At 70.7% G+C, this 17,971-nt stretch carries 17 protein-coding genes; 11 read left to right on the top strand and 6 right to left on the bottom strand.

Translation table 11 applies throughout. The features are described 5' to 3' along the window. Positions 1–32: 32 nt before the first annotated feature. From ABZT02_RS12600 to ABZT02_RS12610, 3 genes are all read right to left on the bottom strand, one after another. Positions 33–443, bottom strand: coding sequence for a hypothetical protein (locus tag ABZT02_RS12600; RefSeq protein WP_356017141.1), 411 nt, complete (start codon positions 441–443; stop codon positions 33–35). A gap of 521 nt (positions 444–964) precedes the next feature. Next, on the bottom strand, positions 965–1,201 hold the full coding sequence (locus ABZT02_RS12605; protein WP_123758600.1) for a hypothetical protein: 237 nt from the start codon (positions 1,199–1,201) through the stop codon (positions 965–967). A gap of 259 nt (positions 1,202–1,460) precedes the next feature. Continuing rightward, positions 1,461–3,005, bottom strand: a complete 1,545-nt coding sequence (locus tag ABZT02_RS12610) for a helix-turn-helix domain-containing protein (RefSeq protein WP_356016968.1) — start codon at positions 3,003–3,005, stop codon at positions 1,461–1,463. A 191-nt stretch (positions 3,006–3,196) separates the two neighbouring features. Here ABZT02_RS12610 and ABZT02_RS12615 point away from each other — a divergent pair, with 191 nt between their 5' ends. From ABZT02_RS12615 to ABZT02_RS12630, 4 genes are all read left to right on the top strand, one after another. Next, entirely contained in the window at positions 3,197–3,817 is a 621-nt protein-coding gene (locus ABZT02_RS12615) for an L-threonylcarbamoyladenylate synthase (RefSeq protein WP_020120131.1), read from the top strand. Positions 3,818–3,940: 123 nt separating this feature from the next. Further along, positions 3,941–4,696 (top strand): dienelactone hydrolase family protein, encoded by a 756-nt coding sequence (locus tag ABZT02_RS12620; RefSeq protein WP_356016971.1) that lies wholly within the window; start codon positions 3,941–3,943, stop codon positions 4,694–4,696. 327 nt (positions 4,697–5,023) lie between these two features. After that, positions 5,024–6,397 carry a DEAD/DEAH box helicase gene (locus tag ABZT02_RS12625; RefSeq protein ID WP_356016973.1) on the top strand — a complete coding sequence of 458 codons (1,374 nt, stop codon included), beginning with the start codon at positions 5,024–5,026 and terminating at the stop codon, positions 6,395–6,397. 146 nt (positions 6,398–6,543) lie between these two features. Next, positions 6,544–7,359, top strand: a complete 816-nt coding sequence (locus tag ABZT02_RS12630; RefSeq protein WP_356016975.1) for an SAM-dependent methyltransferase — start codon at positions 6,544–6,546, stop codon at positions 7,357–7,359. A 221-nt stretch (positions 7,360–7,580) separates the two neighbouring features. On the opposite strand, the gene ABZT02_RS12635 is transcribed toward ABZT02_RS12630, so the two are convergent. After that, a complete protein-coding gene (locus ABZT02_RS12635) occupies positions 7,581–8,444 on the bottom strand; it encodes a helix-turn-helix transcriptional regulator (RefSeq protein WP_356016977.1) in 864 nt (287 codons plus the stop codon). Between the two features lie 144 nt (positions 8,445–8,588). Here ABZT02_RS12635 and ABZT02_RS12640 point away from each other — a divergent pair, with 144 nt between their 5' ends. The 3 genes from ABZT02_RS12640 to ABZT02_RS12650 all read left to right on the top strand — a co-directional run bounded on the left by ABZT02_RS12640 (position 8,589) and on the right by ABZT02_RS12650 (position 10,641). Further along, on the top strand, positions 8,589–8,804 hold the full coding sequence (locus ABZT02_RS12640; protein ID WP_356016979.1) for a 4-oxalocrotonate tautomerase family protein: 216 nt from the start codon (positions 8,589–8,591) through the stop codon (positions 8,802–8,804). A 305-nt stretch (positions 8,805–9,109) separates the two neighbouring features. After that, on the top strand, positions 9,110–9,802 hold the full coding sequence (locus ABZT02_RS12645) for a 2-phosphosulfolactate phosphatase (RefSeq protein WP_356016981.1): 693 nt from the start codon (positions 9,110–9,112) through the stop codon (positions 9,800–9,802). Between the two features lie 68 nt (positions 9,803–9,870). Then, a complete protein-coding gene (locus ABZT02_RS12650) occupies positions 9,871–10,641 on the top strand; it encodes an alpha/beta fold hydrolase (protein ID WP_356016983.1) in 771 nt (256 codons plus the stop codon). 72 nt (positions 10,642–10,713) lie between these two features. Here the strand turns inward: ABZT02_RS12650 and ABZT02_RS12655 are convergent, their stop codons facing one another. Beyond that, positions 10,714–11,496, bottom strand: coding sequence for an SDR family oxidoreductase (locus ABZT02_RS12655; protein WP_356016985.1), 783 nt, complete (start codon positions 11,494–11,496; stop codon positions 10,714–10,716). Between the two features lie 273 nt (positions 11,497–11,769). Between ABZT02_RS12655 and ABZT02_RS12660 the strand changes: the two genes are divergently transcribed. Both ABZT02_RS12660 and ABZT02_RS12665 read left to right on the top strand, forming a co-directional pair. Beyond that, the gene (locus tag ABZT02_RS12660; RefSeq protein ID WP_356016987.1) at positions 11,770–12,693 is read left to right on the top strand and encodes an MHYT domain-containing protein; all 924 of its coding nucleotides are present in this window, start codon (positions 11,770–11,772) and stop codon (positions 12,691–12,693) included. 106 nt (positions 12,694–12,799) lie between these two features. Further along, positions 12,800–14,308 carry a metallophosphoesterase gene (locus ABZT02_RS12665; RefSeq protein ID WP_356016989.1) on the top strand — a complete coding sequence of 503 codons (1,509 nt, stop codon included), beginning with the start codon at positions 12,800–12,802 and terminating at the stop codon, positions 14,306–14,308. 95 nt (positions 14,309–14,403) lie between these two features. Here ABZT02_RS12665 and ABZT02_RS12670 read toward each other — a convergent pair whose 3' ends face one another. Continuing rightward, a complete protein-coding gene (locus ABZT02_RS12670) occupies positions 14,404–14,688 on the bottom strand; it encodes a hypothetical protein (protein ID WP_356016991.1) in 285 nt (94 codons plus the stop codon). A gap of 772 nt (positions 14,689–15,460) precedes the next feature. On the opposite strand from ABZT02_RS12670, the gene ABZT02_RS12675 reads away from it, so the two are divergent. Next, complete coding sequence (locus tag ABZT02_RS12675; protein WP_356016993.1) at positions 15,461–16,879, top strand: DUF2252 domain-containing protein; 1,419 nt, start codon at positions 15,461–15,463, stop codon at positions 16,877–16,879. Positions 16,880–17,387: 508 nt separating this feature from the next. Continuing rightward, positions 17,388–17,798 carry a hypothetical protein gene (locus ABZT02_RS12680; protein ID WP_356016995.1) on the top strand — a complete coding sequence of 137 codons (411 nt, stop codon included), beginning with the start codon at positions 17,388–17,390 and terminating at the stop codon, positions 17,796–17,798. The last annotated feature ends 173 nt before the right edge of the window (positions 17,799–17,971 follow it).

Here is a 17,971-nt window from a genome sequence, read left to right on the forward strand (position 1 = left end):
GTCTGCCGGGGGCGCGCCCCCGGGCGGAGAACCTATGAGGTTCCCCGCAGCTGCCGTATGGTCCCGCCGAGCCTGTTCCGGACTTCTTCCAGGTGCTCCGCCTCGGCGCTGATCACCCAGCGCGGGCCCACGAGGTACTCGCCCCCGTAGACACTGGCCGCGTCGAGCCACTCCTCCTTGTACTTCTCCGCCGGGAAGGTGGTGATGCGGTAATCGGCCTGCTGCGAGTGGCACAGTCCCTCGCGCAGTTCGTCCGCCTCGGTACGGATCTCGGCCTTGCAGCCGGCCAGCCCGGCGATCACCTCGATCCTGGCCGGCGCCACGATGCCGCCGGCGGGCGCGGCGGGGCTCTTCGACGGCTGCCGCGTCTTGGCGGTGTCGTCCTCGCCTCCGCCGCAGGCCGTGACCAGTGCGAGGCTCCCGACGAGGGTGCCCAGTCGCAGCACGGTGTTCCGACGATGGTGTCCTCGTCGCGGCACGCGCCTCTCCGTCTCCGTTCGGCATACGACTACGCCCCGGGGTACGGAAGTTCGGTCACGGCTCTTCAGTCGCCGCGCGTACCGAGGGCGCGGAGTCGCCGGCACTTCGAGCGATCCTCTCTCCGGCGCTCACAACTCCCGCACGCACTCACCGGCGCCGAGGACGTCGTCGAGCGGGGCCGGGTCGAGGAGGTGGTGGAAGTACCGCGAGCACCGTGCCGGTCCCGGTGACGAGCCACTCGCCGTCCTCCCGCGGGACGCGGTCCCGGATCTGGGCGAGTCCTCGCCGTGGAGCCGGGACATGAGGACATACCGCCGGGCAACCATGACCGTGTCGTCGGTGACGACCGCTTCTACTCGTCGTCGGTCTCGACCCGGGCAGCTTGACCGGGACGTGGAGCACTCGGAATCCGGACTGCAATACGTTCTCGCGCACGAGGAAAGGGCCGGACACCCGTCTGTCCGGCCCTTCCGCACCTACCGGGTCAACCGCCGTTCAGGCGGGCGCGCAGGAGTTCCTTGCCGATCTCGGCGCCCTTGCGGCTGTCCGCCTGGGCCTTGCGGAACAGGTCGGCGACCTCGGTGTCCTTGCCGCGTTCCGCGTCCTGGATGTAGCTCTCCAGTCGCAGCGCGTTGCTCAGGCACGCCTCCACATACCAGATCAGGTTGTAGTCCTTGTCCGGCGTGCCGGTCGCGCCGCCGGTCTCCGTGCTGCTGGTCATTCCGGCCTCCTCCAGCGGTGGTCGTTCCGGAGCCGGACGAGTACCCGTTGTGCGCGGGTCAGTCACACCGGGCGGGAAATCCGGACACGAGAAGACGAGACGCGCGCCTCGGGCCGTCGACGGAGCGGCTGCGCGGAGAAACGTCACAGGGGGCGCGACCGGTCCCCCGTTCCGGTCGTTCCCCCTGCGGTGCATCGAACCTACGTGACCTGCGCACCCTTGTGAATCGCGTCGATGCCCGCTGTGCGCGGCACAGGACTCACCCGTGCACAGGTGCGTCCGGATGGCCCGGATCGTCCCGGAGCAGGGCGGGGTGTTCGAGTTCGCCGGTCGCCAGATGCGCCAGGACCACCTCGTAGAGGTCGCTGCCGGGGGCGATCAGCCGGCGTTCGAGGACCGGTTCGGCGCTGCGGACGTGTTCGCGGACGGTCTGCGCGTGGACGGCCAGTGCCTGCGCGGCCCGTTCCGCGTTGCCGCCGACGGCGATCCAGCTGCGCAGGGTGCGGCGCAGGTCGCGGGCGTCGCTGTCCAGGCGCCCCAGCAGCTCCCGGGCCCAGGTCTGCAGCGCGGGGCCGGTCAGCAGGTCGCCCAGCCGGGCGCGGCTCCGCCGGGGGCCGCCGTGATCGCCCTGTCCGTCGGCGAGGCTGACCTGGGTGCTCAGGGCCAGGTGGACGGTGGCGCGCACGGTCAGGTCGGTGAAGTCGGTGCGCAGCAGGGACTCGACGCGCTCCATGCGGGCGCGGACGGTGTTGCGGCTGACGCCGAGAACCTTGGCGGCGCTCACGGCGGTGAACTCCAGGCCGAGGCGGGTGGTGACGAGCAGTTCGGCGCGCGTGTGGTGCGGCAGGGTGTCGAGCGGGCGCAGCAGCCGGGCGGTCCACTCCCGCAGCGCGGCCGGGTCCGTGAGGCGTTCGGGGCGGTTGCGTTCGGCGTACAGCGCCGCCTTGTCCGGTCGTACGCGCGCCACGGCGAGGGCGCTGACCGCCTGCCCGTAGGCGGTGGCGGTCCGGGCCAGGCTCTGCCGGGAGCTGCCGCCGAGCAGGGTGCCTGGGTTGCGGTCGACGAGCGAGCGCAGGGCCTGGCCCGCCGCGTCCCCCGTGGTCACGATGATCACGTGCTCGTCCATGGCCGGGCAGCGCACCACCAGGGCCCGGTCGCCGGTCACGCCGAGGCACTCCTCGACGAGCCGGTCGCGTTCCGCGGGGTCGCCTTCGAGGACGTACACGCACGCCGTGTCGGTGTCGAGCAGGCCGGGCCACAGCCCCGCGGCGACGCGGCGCGCCGACACGGTGTCCTCCACCATCAGCAACTGGAGTATCGCCAGGCGCAGATCGGACGTGGCCCGTTTCAGGCGCCGTCCGGCCTCGGTCGTCTCGCGGGCGCGCAGCAGGAGTTCGAGGACCTGGACGGTGTGCGTGAGGATGTCCGAGGTGCGCCGGTCGAAGGGTTCCGGGCGGGCCACCGCGAGCACTCCGGCTCCGGCGGATGCCGGGTTCGGGTGCTCGACCCTGACCAGACGCAGGTGGCCGCCCTCGTCCGCCGTGGCCGCGGAGGCGATGCGTCCGGCGAGGATGTCGGCGACCAGGCTCGCGTCCAGGGGTATGGGGGTTCCGGCGACGAGGGTGCCGCCGGCGTCCTGGAGCGCGGCCGTGCCGTTCACGGTCTCCGCGAGCCAGGCGACGACCCGGCGGACGTCACGTCCCGTCGGTCGCAGTTGGCCGAGGAGTTCCTGCGCCCATGTCGGGGTCGGGGTTCCGGCGCCCGTCGCCGGGCTCCTTCCGAGCCCGCCCTCCTGACCGGCCACGTCGCCCTTCTCCTCGCCGTTCGCGTCCTTTCCGGGATACCGCTCGGGACGTTACCCCACGTACGGCGGCCGGGCGCTGGGCCGGACACGGTCAACTGAGGGAGGGGAAAGGCGGCGCGAGCCTCGGGGGCGCCGCTCGACGTCACCCGGGCCTGCGTCGCCGCCGTACGCCGACCGCATAAGCTCGACGGATGGCGAAGTACTTCGACGTGCACCCCGACAACCCGCAACCCCGCACCATCTCCCAGATCGCTGAGAGCATCCGGTCGGACGCGCTGATCGCGTATCCGACGGACTCCTGTTACGCGCTCGGGTGCCGGCTGGGCAGCCGTGACGGCATCGACCGGATCCGGACCATCCGGCATCTGGACGACCGGCACCACTTCACTCTGGTCTGCCAGGACTTCGCGCAGCTCGGCCAGTTCGTACGGGTCGACAAGGACGTGTTCCGGGCGATCAAGGCGTCCACACCCGGCAGTTACACCTTCATCCTCCCGGCGACGAAGGAGGTGCCGCGCATGCTCCAGCACCCGAAGAAGAAGACGGTGGGCGTCCGCATCCCCGACCACGTCGTCACCCAGGCGCTGCTCGCCGAGCTCGGGGAGCCGCTGCTGTCGAGCACCCTGCTGCTGCCCGACGAGGAGGAGCCGATGACCCAGGGCTGGGAGATCAAGGACCGTCTCGACCATGTGCTGGACGGGGTCGTCGACTCCGGGGACTGCGGCACCGAACCGACGACGGTGATCGACTTCTCGGGCGGCGAGGCGGAGATCGTTCGGCACGGTGCGGGTGACACCAGCCGGTTCGAGTAAAGCGGCTCCCAAGCGGGAGGGGGCTGCGACGGCCAGTTGAATGGTGCGTGCAACCATGTGCCCGGCCCGGTTCCGCCGGGTCGGCGACCTGCTCGCCGTCGCACGCGCAGAGAGGCACCCCCCATGACCTCCGTACAGGGAACCGCCGTCGACATCCCCACCGAGGACGGCATCGCCGACGCCTATCTGGCCCACCCGGGTGACGGCGTGGCCCGGCCGGCCGTTCTGGTCTTCCAGGACGCCTTCGGGCTGCGCCCGCAGTTGCGGTCGATGGCCGACCGGCTCGCCGAGGCCGGCTACACCGTCCTGGTGCCCAACGTGTTCTACCGCCACGGGCGCGCGCCGGTCTTCGAGCTGCCCGAGTTCATCGACCCCGGTGCGCGGCCGGAGATCTTCGAGAAGATCGTGCCGGTCATGCAGGCGCTGACGCCCGAGCTCGCGATGCGGGACGCCGGGGCGTATCTGCGTTGGCTGGCCGAGCGCCCCGAGGTCGCCGACGGCCCGGTCGCTCTCACCGGCTACTGCATGGGCGCACGACTGTCCCTGCTCACCGCCGGCACCTATCCGGAACGGGTGGCCGCGGCGGCCGGTTTCCACGGGGGGCGCCTGGCGACCGACGCTCCGGACAGCCCGCACCTGGTGGCCGGGCGCATCACCGCCGAGCTGTACTTCGGCCACGCCGACGACGACCCGTCGCTGCCTCCGGAGCAGATCGAGCGTCTCTCCGCCGCGCTCACCGAGGCCGGGGTCCGCCACCGGTGCGAGGTCTACGACGGCGCCCCGCACGGTTTCACCCAGGCCGACACCGCCTCGTACCACCCCCAGGGCGACGAGCGGCACTGGGCGGCGCTGCTCGACCTGCTCAAGCGCACGTTCTAGATGTATTGATCACGAGCGCCGTACGGGGTCGGTTGGCCGGGGTCTTCGTCGGCTCGACGCCCAAGTGGCGCCGCAGGAACCGCACTTGCCGGTCCAGCGGCCTGCCCGTGAGCGTCGAGCCCATCGGCTGATGGCCGCACCCGGCAGGAGTGGACGCCGTGGCCGGAAACTCAGCTGCCGGAGGGCGGCCACGAGGCTACAAACGCACGTTCGATTGCAGCCGGGCGGCTGAACCCCACCATCACTTTGTGTTACCGTCTAATCTTTGCGCGCTCATGACTTCCTGCCGGGCCTTCCTCGGTACATCCCCTCTGCGGAAGGCTCTTCATGGACCACACCGACCATCGCGGCACAGCGGCTCCTGCCGTTTCCTTCGCGGACCTGGCGCTCCCGGCCCAGGTGCTGCGCACCCTCACCGAGCGCGACGTGCGCGAACCCTTCCCGATCCAGGCGGCCACGGTGCCCGACGCCCTCGCCGGACGTGACGTCCTGGGTCGCGGGCGCACCGGATCGGGCAAGACCCTCGCATTCGGCCTCCCGCTGCTCGTCCGGACGGCCGGGCAGCGTGCGGAGGCGAAGCAGCCCCTCGCGCTGATCCTGGTGCCCACCAGAGAGCTCGCCCAACAGGTCACCGAGGCCCTGGCACCGTATGCCGACGCCCTGCGGCTGCGGATGGCCGCGGTCGTCGGCGGCATGTCGATCGGCCGGCAGATCGCCGCGCTGCGGGAGGGGGCCGAGGTCGTCGTCGCCACCCCCGGCCGGCTGCACGATCTCGTCGAGCGCAAGGCCTGCCGCCTGGGACAGGTGCGGATCACCGTCCTCGACGAGGCCGACCAGATGTGCGACATGGGCTTCCTGCCGCAGGTCACGGAGGTGCTCGACCAGGTGCGGCCCGACGGCCAGCGGATGCTGTTCTCGGCCACCCTGGACCGCGACGTCGACCAGCTGGTCAGCAGCTACCTCCACGACCCCGTCGTCCACTCGGTCGACCCGTCCGCGGGCGCCGTCACGACGATGGATCACCATGTCCTGGTCGTGCACGGCCCCGACCGGTACGCCGTCACCACGGAGATCGCCGCCCGCGACGGCCGCGTGCTGCTGTTCCTCGACACCAAGCACGGTGTCGACCAGCTCACCCGCCACCTTCGGGCCAGCGGTGTGCACGCCGCGGCCCTGCACAGCGGCAAGTCCCAGCCGCAGCGCACCCGCACCCTCGCCCAGTTCAAGGACGGGCAGGTCACCGTCCTGGTCGCCACCAACGTCGCGGCCCGTGGCCTGCACGTCGACGACCTGGACCTCGTGGTCAACGTGGATCCGCCCACCGACGCCAAGGACTATCTGCACCGCGCGGGCCGAACCGCCCGGGCGGGCGAGTCCGGCAGGGTCGTCACCCTGGTGCTGTCGGGACAGCGCCGCGAGACGAGCCGTCTGATGGCCGAGGCCGGCATCGAGCCGACCGTCACCAAGGTGCGCTCGGGCGACGCCGAACTGAGCCGGATCACCGGGGCCAAGGCTCCTGCAGGCACCCCGCTCGACCGCGGACCCGCCGTGCCCCGGCCCAAGAACACCAACGCCCCCTTCCGCGGGCTGGGCACCAGCAAGGACGCCTCCCGCGGCACCGGCGGCAAGTCCCGCAAGGCCGGTGAGGCCCGCAAGCTCGCCGAGGCCCGCAGGGCGGCCCAGGTGCGTCGCGGCGGCTGAGAGCCGTTGCCCCGCGTCGGCGTGTCCGGGATCCGACGGGGATCCCGGCCGACCGGGATCCCCGAACCGGCAGGCGGGCGACGGGAGTTCGGACATAGGTTGTGGCGTGAACGACCGACGCCTCGGCCGAAGGACGGACCCGCCTCATGACCGACCCGCTGACGACGCCCGAACCAGCGCAGCAGCCGGAGATCGACACGTCGGTGCCGCACTCCGCGCGCATCTGGAACTACTGGCTCGGCGGCACGGACAACTACCCCGTCGACCAGGCGGCCGGCGACGCCTACACCGCCGTCTTCCCCGGCATCGTCACGATCGCCCGCGGCAGCCGCGCCTTCCTGCGCCGCACCATCACCCATCTGGTCTCCGAGGCGGGCATCCGGCAGTTCCTCGACGTCGGCACCGGTCTTCCGACCGCGCAGAACACCCACGAGGTCGCGCAGCGGATCGCCCCCGACGCCCGGATCGTCCACGTCGACAACGACCCGATGGTCCTGGCCCACGCCCGCGCCCTGCTCACCTCCACCCGCGAAGGCGCCACCGCCTACATCCAGGCCGACGCGACGGACCCGGACCTCATCCTCACGGCCGCCGCCGAGACCCTGGACCTCGGCCGACCGGTCGCGCTCATCCTCAGCAACATCCTGGGACACATCGCCGACCACGATCAGGCCCGCTCGATCGTCACCCGGCTGATGGACGCCCTCCCCTCGGGCAGTCACCTCTGCGTCAACGACGGCTCACTCGGCGTCGACCCGGTCTTCGAACAGGCCCAGAACGCCTACAACAGCAGCGGCGCCGTCCCCTACATCCTGCGCACCGTCGACGAGATCACCCGGTTCTTCGACGGCCTGGAACTCCTCGAACCCGGCGTCGTCCCGGTCACACAGTGGCGTCCGGAGCCCGCCTCCCCCACCCCGGAGACCGTCGCCGAACACGGCGGGCTGGCTCGCAAGCCGTGACGGGAACACGCTTCGGACGCCCGCGACCGGCGGCCGGGTGAGCACAGGCGAGCAGCCATCGCGCGTCGGCGTGACTCTTGCCGGGCGACTGGAGCTTGCGAAGTCGGAGCGGCCGATCCGGCGGGTTCGCCACGTCCCGCCACGGCACACCGGTCCGGACCGGGGGGGTCGTGTGCCGCCGGTCAGCGCTGCCTTTGGGCGGAGCCTGAGCGCACGCCCGCCTACCGCAGTGTGGTCTCGCCGTCCGCGGACATGTCCTGGGTGCCGATGACGGAGAGCAGGTCCAGCTGGGCGGCGGCCTCGGTGCCGGGCGGAGCACTGAACCAGAGCAGGCGCTGGCGTCCGTCCTCGCTGAACAGGGTGTGGCAGTCGACTTCGACGACCCCCAGGGTGGGGTGGACGATCCGCTTGTGGTCGGTGCGCCGCAGGGCCACGTCATGGGTGTCCCACAGGGCGGCGAACTCCTCGCTGCGGCGCCGCAGATCGGCCACCATCCCGGCAACTTCCGTGTCGCGGCCCCGCCGGGCGGCGACGGCCCGGAGGTCGGCGACGAAGGCCCTGGAGTGCTGCGGGTGGTCTTCGGCGGGATAGATGGTGCGCGAGCCGGGGTCGGTGAACCAACGGTGGACGAAGCTTCCGGCAGCGCCGCGGCGGGCGGCAGCGCGGCCGATCAGCGCGGCGGCGAGTTCGTTCTGGACAAGGGTCTCGTGCAGGTCGGTGATGATCTGCGCGGGTGTCGTGGTGAGCCGGTCGAGCAGGCCGAGCAGGGCCGGCTGGGCGTGGGCGTTCGAGCCCCGGGCCACCGCGGGGACGGGCCGGTCCGCGAGGTGGAACAGATGGTCGCGCTCGTCGCCACCGAGCCGCAGCGCCCGGGCGAGCGCGGCCAGCACCTGCGCGGAGGGCTGGACGTCGCCTCCGCGTTCGAGTTCGGTGTAGTAGTCCGCCGACAAGCCGGCCAACTGGGCGACCTCCTCGCGTCGCAGGCCGGGAACCCGGCGCCGCGGACCAGTGGGCAGGCCGACGTCGGAGGGCCGTACACGGTCGCGCCGGGACCTCAGGAACGCGGCGAGCTCGGCAAGGTTCATCCCGCCATCATCAGGTGCGACGCGGCGGCGGAGCCAGGGGATGCCGACCCCAGGGTGGACGCAGCCCTGGCTCTGCGTCCCGCACCGGACGACTGTGGAGTACGTAAACCGTTCGCCGACCTACACAGACGGAGCAGCACTCTCATGCCGTTCGCGAACTTCAAGGTCCCTGCCGGCACCCTCACCGAGGAGCAGAAGCAGCAGATCATCACCCGCACCACCGAGCTCTACGTGGACATCTACGGCGAACGCGCCCGCGCCACCACCCTCGTCCTCGTCGAGGAGGTCACCGACGGCGGCTGGGGCATCGGCGGCCACGTACTGACACTCGCCGAGCTCCAGCGGCCTGCGGGGAGTTGACCGCTCGGTCATGAGGGGCACGGTGGTTCGCGGCCACTGGCCGGAAGTTCCCTCTCCGGCAGCCGCACGCGGCGGCCGCGGCGTGGGTCACGTGGGCCGCGTGGGCCGAGGCTGTCGGGGGCGATCAGCCGCTCCAGGCGGGGCACCTCAGACGCCGGAACCCCGGCCTCGATCAGGGCCGCGCGGCCCGACGCCGGCAAGTATGGGAGGAGCTGAAGGCCGCGAGACGCCGCTCGGGCTGCTGATCGGAGGCCGGCGTTGCGACTTCGGGGCGAGTGCGGCTGAGCTGGGGCAGTATGTGCCGGGTGCGCTCTCATTTTCTTGGAATCCAGGAGTTGACGCGGGCTCCCGCCGTCGCTGTCGTCATCGATGTCCTCCGCGCCTTCACGGTGGCCGCATACGCCTTCGCCGGTGGCGCCGAGAAGATCGTCCTGGCCTCCTCGGAGGACGAGGCACTGGAACTGAAGGCACGTCATCCGGACTGGCTGGCCCTCAAGGACGGTCCGCCCGCGCCCGGCTTCGACGCGTTCAACTCCCCGGCGATGCTGGCGACGCACGACCTCTCCGGCCGCACGATCGTGCAGAAGACGACCGCGGGGACGGTGGGAGCCCTGGCGGTGGCCGACGCCCGGCTGCTGCTGTGCGCGAGTTTCGTCGTGGCCGGCGCGACCGCCCGGTGTCTGCGTGAGCGTGGTGCGGAAGAGGTGACGTTCGTCGTCACCGGCGAGGAGGGGCGGGCCGAGGAGGATCGCGCGTGCGCCGAGTACATCGGGCGGCGCGTCGAGTCGGACGAGGTGGAGGCGGAACCGTATCTCCGTCGTGCGCGGGACTCCCGTTGGGCGGCCGGGCTGGCGCAGGGTGCGCGGCGAGGAGATCCGGGGATCCACCCGGACGATGTCCGCCTGTGCCTGGAGGCCGACCGGTTTCCGTTCGCCATGGTCGCGGGTCGTGAGGGCACCCTTATGGTGCTGCGGCCGGTGCCCGTCCCACCCGGGTGACACCGCACCGATGACTTCCGCGTCCGCGCAGGGTCTTCCTCACATACGACTTCCGCAGAACGGATGTGATGACCGTGCCGCACAGTTCCGCCTACGCCAAGGTCAACGGCTTGGAGATGTACTTCGAGACCCACGGCACCGCCCCCGGCGAAGGCCGTCCGCTGGTGCTGCTGCACGGCGGTGGCCTGACCGTCGGTCTGACCTTCTCCGCCGTACTGCCCACGCTGGCCGCCGACCGGCACATCGTGGCTCCCGAACTGCAGGGGCACGGCCACACCGCCGACACCGACCGGGAGATGACCGTGCCGGATCTCGCGTCGGACGTGGTGGCGCTGCTCGACGAACTCGACATCCGGCAGGCCGACTTCCTCGGGTTCAGCCTCGGCGGGCTGACCGCGCTGGAGATCGCCGTGCGGCACCCTGGGCGCGTCGGACGGCTCGCGCTCGCCGCCACCATGTACACGCAGGACGGCGTCCACGACGAGGTCCGCGTCCCGGACTACAGCTCGCCCCGGCTGCCCAGCCAGGACGACTTCCAGGAGATGGCCGACACGTACGCGGCCGTCGCACCCCATCCCGAGCACTTCCAGGACTTCCTCGCCAAGGTCTCGGCGGCCGCGCACGCCCCGCTCCCCTGGACCGCCGACGACCTTCGCGGACTGCGGGCGCCCACACTGCTGCTCGTCGGCGACAGCGACTTCGTACGCGTGGAGCACGCGGCGGAGATGCAAGAGCTGATCCCCGAGGCACAGTTGGCCGTACTGCCGGCCACCACGCACATGGCCCTCATGCAGCGGTCGTCCCTGATGGCGCCGCTCCTGGGCGAGTTCTTCGCGTGACATGCCGCGCCGACGGGGCCGGGGCGCGGACGGACGCGAAGGCCGACTGGAACTCGGGCGCGCGGAACAGCCTTACGCAAAGCCCCCGTTGCTCTGCAACAGCTGTCCGTTGACCCACTGACCCTCGCGTGAGCACAGGAAGTCCACCAGGTGGGCGGTGTCCTGCGGAGTGCCGAGGCGGCCGAGCGGCGTGGCGCCGAGGCAGTGCGCGCGGACCTCCTCGGTCATCCAACCGGTGTCGACGGGCCCGGGGTTGACGGCGTTGGCGGTCACGCCGAGGTGGGCTAGCTCGTGGGCGGCGGCCAGGGTGATGCGGTCCATGGCCCCCTTGCTCGCGCCGTAGGGCAGGTTCCCGACGGTGTGGTCACTGGTGAGGCTGATGATCCGCCCGGTGCCCCGTTCCCCCGTGAAGCGGCGGCCGAACTCACGGATGAGCAGCCACGTCGCGCGCGTGTTGACGGCGAAGTGCCGGTCGAAGCTCTCGACGGTGGTGTCGAGCAGGCCGGAGTCCACCGACTCGCAGTGGCTCATCACCAGCGCCGTGACGGGACCGAGCCGTCGCTCCGTCTCGTCGAAGACCCGGGCCGGGGTCCCGGGGTCGGCGAGGTCCGCCTCGATGGCGGCGGTTGCCGCGCCCCGCTCGGACAGGGTCCTGCCGATCGCCTCGGTCGCGCCGGGCTCGGCGCCCCAGGCCATGCGGGCGTCGTAGGGATTCCAGAAGGTGAACGCGATGTCCCACCCCGAGGCCGCCAGCCGTCGCGCGATACCGGCGCCGATACCGGCGGTGCGGCCCACGCCGGTGATCAGGGCGATGCGGCGGGCGGCGGCGGGCGGCTCTTCGCCAGGAGTGGTCACGGGGCAGGATCGTTCACGAACGACGGCGAACCGACAACCGCTTTTCCTCATCGAACGGGATCACGCGTACCGCGGGAATGCTGAAAAATGCTCAACTCTGGCACATCCGCGAGGCCCTGACGTCCGCTTGGCCGAAACTCGCCTGCATGTGACTAAAGTTCAACAGCACGCTCGGTGAGTTCATCGCTTACCCCCGGTAATGCCTTGCTTTACCCGATCCCCAGCCGTAACCCTTCCTCCACAACCAGCCATGGCTCTGGGGGGAGTTGGCTTATGGAAGGCACGGTCGACGGGTTCCGCTACGGCGCGGTGACCCCGGTCGCCGCCTATCTCATGGCGTGCCTGGGAGGGGCTCTGGGGCTGCGCTGCATCGTGCGCACCCTGCTCAGCACGCAGTCGTGGAAGGCGGGCTGGCTGGCGCTCGGCGCCGCCTCGATCGGCTGCGGCATCTGGACGATGCACTTCATCGCCATGATCGGCTTCCAGGTCGTGGAGACCCGGGTCCGCTACGACGCCGGACTCACGGTCCTCAGCCTCGCAGTGGCGATCGTCGTCGTGGGCATCGGCGTGTTCATCGTCGGCTATCGCGGGGCCAGCACCCTGAACCTGTCCTTCGCGGGCGTGATCACCGGGCTCGGCGTGGCGGCCATGCACTACCTGGGGATGGCGGCGCTGCACCTCAACGGGACGATCCGGTACGACGCCGTCGCCGTCGCGCTCTCCGTCGTCATCGCGATCGTCGCGGCGACCGCGGCCCTGTGGGCCGCCGTCACGATCCGGGGCTTCGTCACGAGCCTCGGGGCCAGTCTGATCATGGGCGTCGCCGTGACGGGGATGCACTACACGGGCATGTCCGCGGTCAGCGTCCATGTGCACGACAGGACCGGTGGCTCGTGGGCGGGTGACTCGCCCACCTCGCTGCTGCTGCCCATGCTCCTGGGACCGGCGATCTTCCTGCTACTGGCCGGAGTGGTGGTCATGTTCGACCCGCTCCTGGTGCTCGGCGAGGGCGACTGGAACCGCCCCTCCGCCTCGACCGCGCGCACCGCACCGCCGTCCGGCTCCCTCTTCGAGGGCCAAGAGGATCAGGAGGGCCAGAAGGGCGGGAAGGGCCGGAAGGACCAGGAGGCCAGAGTGATCCACGCCCGCGCACCGCAGGATCCGCAATGGGCGGCACCGCACGGCCCGCGCAGGTGAGAACCGCCCCCTGGAGTCCACCCGGATCCGGTGAGGTCCGGTCGGGTCGCTGCCGTACAGCACTCCCCCTTTCCGGCCGACTCTAGATCGTTGTTACGGTGCACCGGTGTCTGACTCCTCACGCGATACCGCCGAAGGCGCCGGCTGGGGCTCCAGCCAACTCGGCGAGTACAAACGGCTGATGCCGTCCAAGGTCGAGAAGATCTCGTGGCTGAACCCGAAGACGCTGTGGGCCGCCCGCAACGGCGTGGTGGCCTCCTGGTTCGGGGATCCCACGGGCCGTACCCGAAGCCGCTGGGTGGCCCAGCGCGCGGCGGCCGGCGCACCCGCCGACAAGGTGATCCGGCGGGCGGATCCGGAGCGCTTCTCGTTCATGGTCATCGGCGACACCGGCGAGGGCGACGATCCCCAGTACGCCGTCGTACCAGGGTTTCTGAAGATCAGTCAGGACACCCGGTTCGCGGTCGTCGCCAGTGATGTGATCTACCCGGTGGGCAGCGCGGACGACTACGGCTCGAAGTTCTTCCGGCCCTACCGGGACTATCCGGCGCCGATCTACGCCATACCCGGCAACCACGACTGGTACGAGGATCTCGGCGCCTTCATGCGCGTCTTCTGCGACGACGCCCCGCCCCTGGATCCCGAGCCCGCGCCCCGCCCCCTGACCCGCGCCTGGCTGCGCTCCCTGCTGTGGCACCGACCGCGGGCCGCGGACGGCCAACACCTCGACGAGGCACGTCGGTTGCGTGCGGAGCCGACCCAACAGGCGGTCCAGCCGGGCCCGTACTGGGCCGTCGACGCCGGCCCGTTGCGGATCATCGGCATAGACACCGGGCTGCTCGGGACCATCGACGCCGAACAGGGGGACTGGCTGCGCGAGGTCTCCCGGGGCCCGCGCCCCAAGATCCTCATCACGGGTTCGCCCCTGTACGTGGACGGCGAGCACCACCCCTGCGCCATCGAGGGCGGCGGCACGGTCGACGACATCGTGCGCGATCCGGGGCACCACTTCGTCGCCGCGATAGGCGGCGACATCCACAACTACCAGCGCTATCCGGTCGACGTGGACGGCCGCACCATCCAGTACGTCGTCTCGGGCGGCGGCGGCGCGTTCATGCACGCCACGCACACCATCCCGCAGGTCTCGATCGCGAACGTCACCGAGAAGGACTTCCGCTGCTATCCCCTGCGCGGCGACTCCCTGGCCTTCTACAGCAGGCTCTACGGCCGCAGACTGCGCCTGCGCCGCTTCTTCACCCTCACCGAGGTCGAGGCCACCGCGGTGATCGCCGAGCGCCTCGGCATCCCACCCACGCGCCTGCCGGGCGAGCCGGCCCGCGTCACCTTCCGCACCCGCCTGGTCGCAAGCCTCCTCGGCGCAGGCGGTCGCCCCGACCGCACCTCGCGGTTCCGCCTCCCGGTGCGCAAGATCTACACGCAGCTGTTCTCGCCGAGCTCGGCGACGTACAGCCCGCCGTTCTTCAAGTGCTTCCTGCGGCTGGACGTCACTCCGGAGGCGGTGCGTCTGCGCTGCTTCGCGGCCACCGGCAACCTCGCCCAGGAGATCGACCCGCCGGTCGAGGACGAGGTGATCATTCCCCTGACCCGAAATTGACCCACCGGACCCGACGAACGGGGCTGAGAGACCCCGCCCGTCCACGTCGCCGCCCCACCGGGCCGGGGACCCGATGGGTGAGAGGCTTCGCCGGACTAGCGGGCGAGCGAACCGTTCTGGGCGTCGGACGCGGACTGCCACGCCCGCATACCCGCTCGCGACGCCTCTTTGGCCTGCTGCCACTTCGCGGCCGCCTGCTGGGTCGGGGGCACGTCCATGTCGCGGATCATGCGCCGGCCTGCCGTGAACACAGCCAAGGCCCCGATTGCCATGCCGGCGCTCGCCACCACGGCACCGGCCGCGGTGAGCACGGCGCCGATCCTGACGAGCCGGGTATTGATGTCGATCGTCCGATGGGACTGCTGGTGGTGATGGTCCATGACTCCACCATCCAACGGGTGGAACCGCCTCGCATCCCGACCAACGGCTCAGGTCGCCGTATGCGATCGGGTAGGCATCGCCAGGTTGTCGGCGGCACGCTCGGGCCGACGCGGAACAGGCCCTGGGCGCGTACCCCTGCTGAGCATGCTCGCGTCAGCCGGCAGTCGTACGTGTTCACGGACCATCGCAGCATCGGACCACGCCGCTCGCCCAGGAGAGCGTCGCCCGGCCGCCGACGGTACGGCATCACCGGTTCCGGTCCACGGGCTCGGTCCTGCTGATCCTCTTCGCGGCCTTGCTCTCGCTGCTGTCGGTCGTCACGGTCCGGAGTACGTGAGGGCTGTCGCAGGAGCTCGGCGGCCTGCGTGACGTGGCGATGTCGGGAGGCTTCGCCCGGGGGCGGTCGGGCGGTTCGTGCACCGCTACAAGCGGTGGCCCGGGGCCGCGATCGTGGACCGCGGTGATCGTGCTGGTGGGCTTCGCGATACGTGAGTTGCTGGACGCGGGCTCCGCACCCTATCCCGACTTCCCTGCAGCCGAAGCTTCCTGACGTATGGCCAAGGAAAGCCGTCGCGTGGGAACCGGGCGATCGATGCTCCGAGCCGCTAGCAGTACCGAACCAAGATATATTGTACTTTAGCTGGTTATTTCTTACGGGCTCGGCGAGATCGGAGCACGCTCCGGGCACGGCGACCGTATGGAGCGGTCGATCCTCACTGACCGCCGTCGCCGACGCTGTGGGCCCCGCCGACCACCCCTTGGAGCGGCACCATGACCCCAAACCACCTGGACGGATACTGGATACGGGACCACACACCGCAGGAGCGGGCCTCACTCGGCAAGGCGGCGCGGGCGACCGTACCCCGTAGTAGTCACGCGGAGTTCGCCCCCGGACCGAAGCGGCCGGACCCGTTGGAGATCATCGAGAAGCAGTCGGCGACCCGGTTGCCCGAACTCGTACCGATCCGCTACGGCAGGATGACCGAGTCGCCCTTCCGCTTCTACCGGGGGGCAGCCGCCATCATGGCCTCCGACCTCGCGGACACGCCGCGGACGGGATTCACCGCGCAGTTGTGCGGCGACGCGCACATGCTGAACTTCCGGCTGCTGGCCTCGCCCGAGCGCCGCCTCATGTTCGACATCAACGATTTCGACGAGACGCTGCCGGGCCCCTGGGAGTGGGATGTCAAGCGCCTGGCCGCCAGTTTCGTGATCGCCGGCCGGCTGAACGGCTTCAGTACCAAGGAGAGGGCCAGGATCGTACGGTCGACCGTGAGGTCCTATCGAGAGGACATGCGCGCTTTCGCCGGAGTCGGCAACCTGGCCGTCTGGTATGCCCAGTTCGACGTGGACCGGATACGCGAACGGTTCGGGGCGGACCTGTCCGCGCGGGGCCGAGACCGCTGGGCGCAGGCCACGGCGAAGGCCCGTTCGCACGACACCCTCCAGGTCTTCGACAAACTGACCCACGTCGCCGACGGCAAGCGCGTCATCACCCCTGACCCGCCCCTTATCACTCCGCTTCAGGACCTCATGCCGGATGCTCAGCGCGACAATCCGGCGCAGCAGATCCGTCGGCTGGTCGAGCGTTACGGCCAGACCCTGCCGTCGGACCGGCGCTTCCTTCTGGAGCAGTACCGGGTGGCCGACATCGCGCGCAAAGTGGTCGGCGTGGGCAGTGTGGGGACCCGCTGCTGGATCGTGCTCCTGCTGGGCAGGGACGACGAGGACCCGCTGTTCCTCCAGGCCAAGGAGGCCGACGAGTCGGTGCTGGCGCCCTACGTCGGGGGCAGCGCGTTCCGGTCGCAGGGCGAGCGGGTCGTCTCCGGCCAGCGGCTCATGCAGGCCACCAGCGACATCTTCCTGGGCTGGGAACGGGCCGAAGGGATCGACGGCCGACGGCGGGACTTCTACGTACGGCAGCTGCGGGACTGGAAGGGGGTCGTGGTGGCCGAGGACATGGTGCCGCGGGGTATGCGTACCTTCGGCGCGCTCTGCGGCGCGACCCTCGCCCGCGCCCATGCGAGGTCCGGCGACCGGATCGCCATCGCCTCCTATCTGGGCGGCGGCGACTCCTTCGACCGGGCGCTGGTGACGTTCGCCGAGCGCTACGCCGACCAGAACGAGCGCGACCACCAGGTACTCGTCGACGCCGTCCACAACGGTCAGGTTGCCGCAGAGGCGGCCTGAGCTGAGGAGATCCGGCACACGGGAAGGGCGGGGCTTCGGCTCTGAGGTCACGCCCCTGCACGATCGCGCGCCGGCGCTCGTGCGGCAGTCAGTGGAGGATCTTCTCCTTGGGTCGCCGGAACTCGTCGTCGGAGATGTCGCCCTGGAGCGGATCTCGGAGAGCTTCGCGAGTTGCTCCGCCTCGGGCGCGGGCTCAGCACCACCGCGAGCGGTCTCGCGGATGTGGTCGTAAAACGCCTGCTGACGGGGCGTAGGCATGCCGCCTCTCGCGCCCGCCCATGTCGTTGCCGCGTCGGCCGAGGGCAGCCCGGACGTTTGTCCAGGACGACCGCTTCCGACCACGGTTCCTCACCAGTCCGGGGCCCGAAGGACCTGCTCACCCTCCTCGGCCGGCCTGTCCACACCCCGGGCCGTCAGGGATCCGCCTCGCCTACTTCACCCACGACGCGCACACTCGGAGATACAGCACTAGGTGTTGCATATCGCCCAGGAAGGGTGAAATCTCATCATGGTCACGACCACGACCCACCACCGCTCAGAGACGGCCGCGGCAGGTGCAGGCGGACTGGTGACGTTTGCCGGCGTCATGCTGTTCATCGCCGGTGTCCTCGACCTGTTCCGGGGCATCATGGCGATCGCCGACGACGACGTCTTCGTGCACACCCCGAACTACGTCTTCAAGTTCGACCTGACCAGCTGGGGCTGGATCCAGCTGGTCCTCGGAGTGATCGCCATGAGCGTGAGCGTCGGCCTCTTCTCGCGCGCCACCTGGGCCCGGGTCGTCGGAGTCGGCATCGCGGGACTCCTACTCATCGCCAACTTCCTGTCCATCCCGTACTACCCCGTCTGGTCGCTCACCCTGATCGCGCTGTACGCCTTCGTCATCTGGGCCCTGTGCGTCGTGCGACCGGAAGACTAGGCGGAGTGCCGAAGCGGGCCGCCCTCGGTGAGAGGGAGGGAGGACATGCTCGTCACCCTGATCGGCGTCGACCTTCTGGTCCTCGTGGCGCTCCTGGCGGCCATGCTCCGGCACCGGCTTGCCCGCCAGCCGGGTGCGTTCCGGGGTGACAACGGGTCGTAGAGGGCGAGCCG

Source organism: Streptomyces sp. NPDC005402, from assembly GCF_040606575.1.
Taxonomy (GTDB): domain Bacteria; phylum Actinomycetota; class Actinomycetes; order Streptomycetales; family Streptomycetaceae; genus Streptomyces.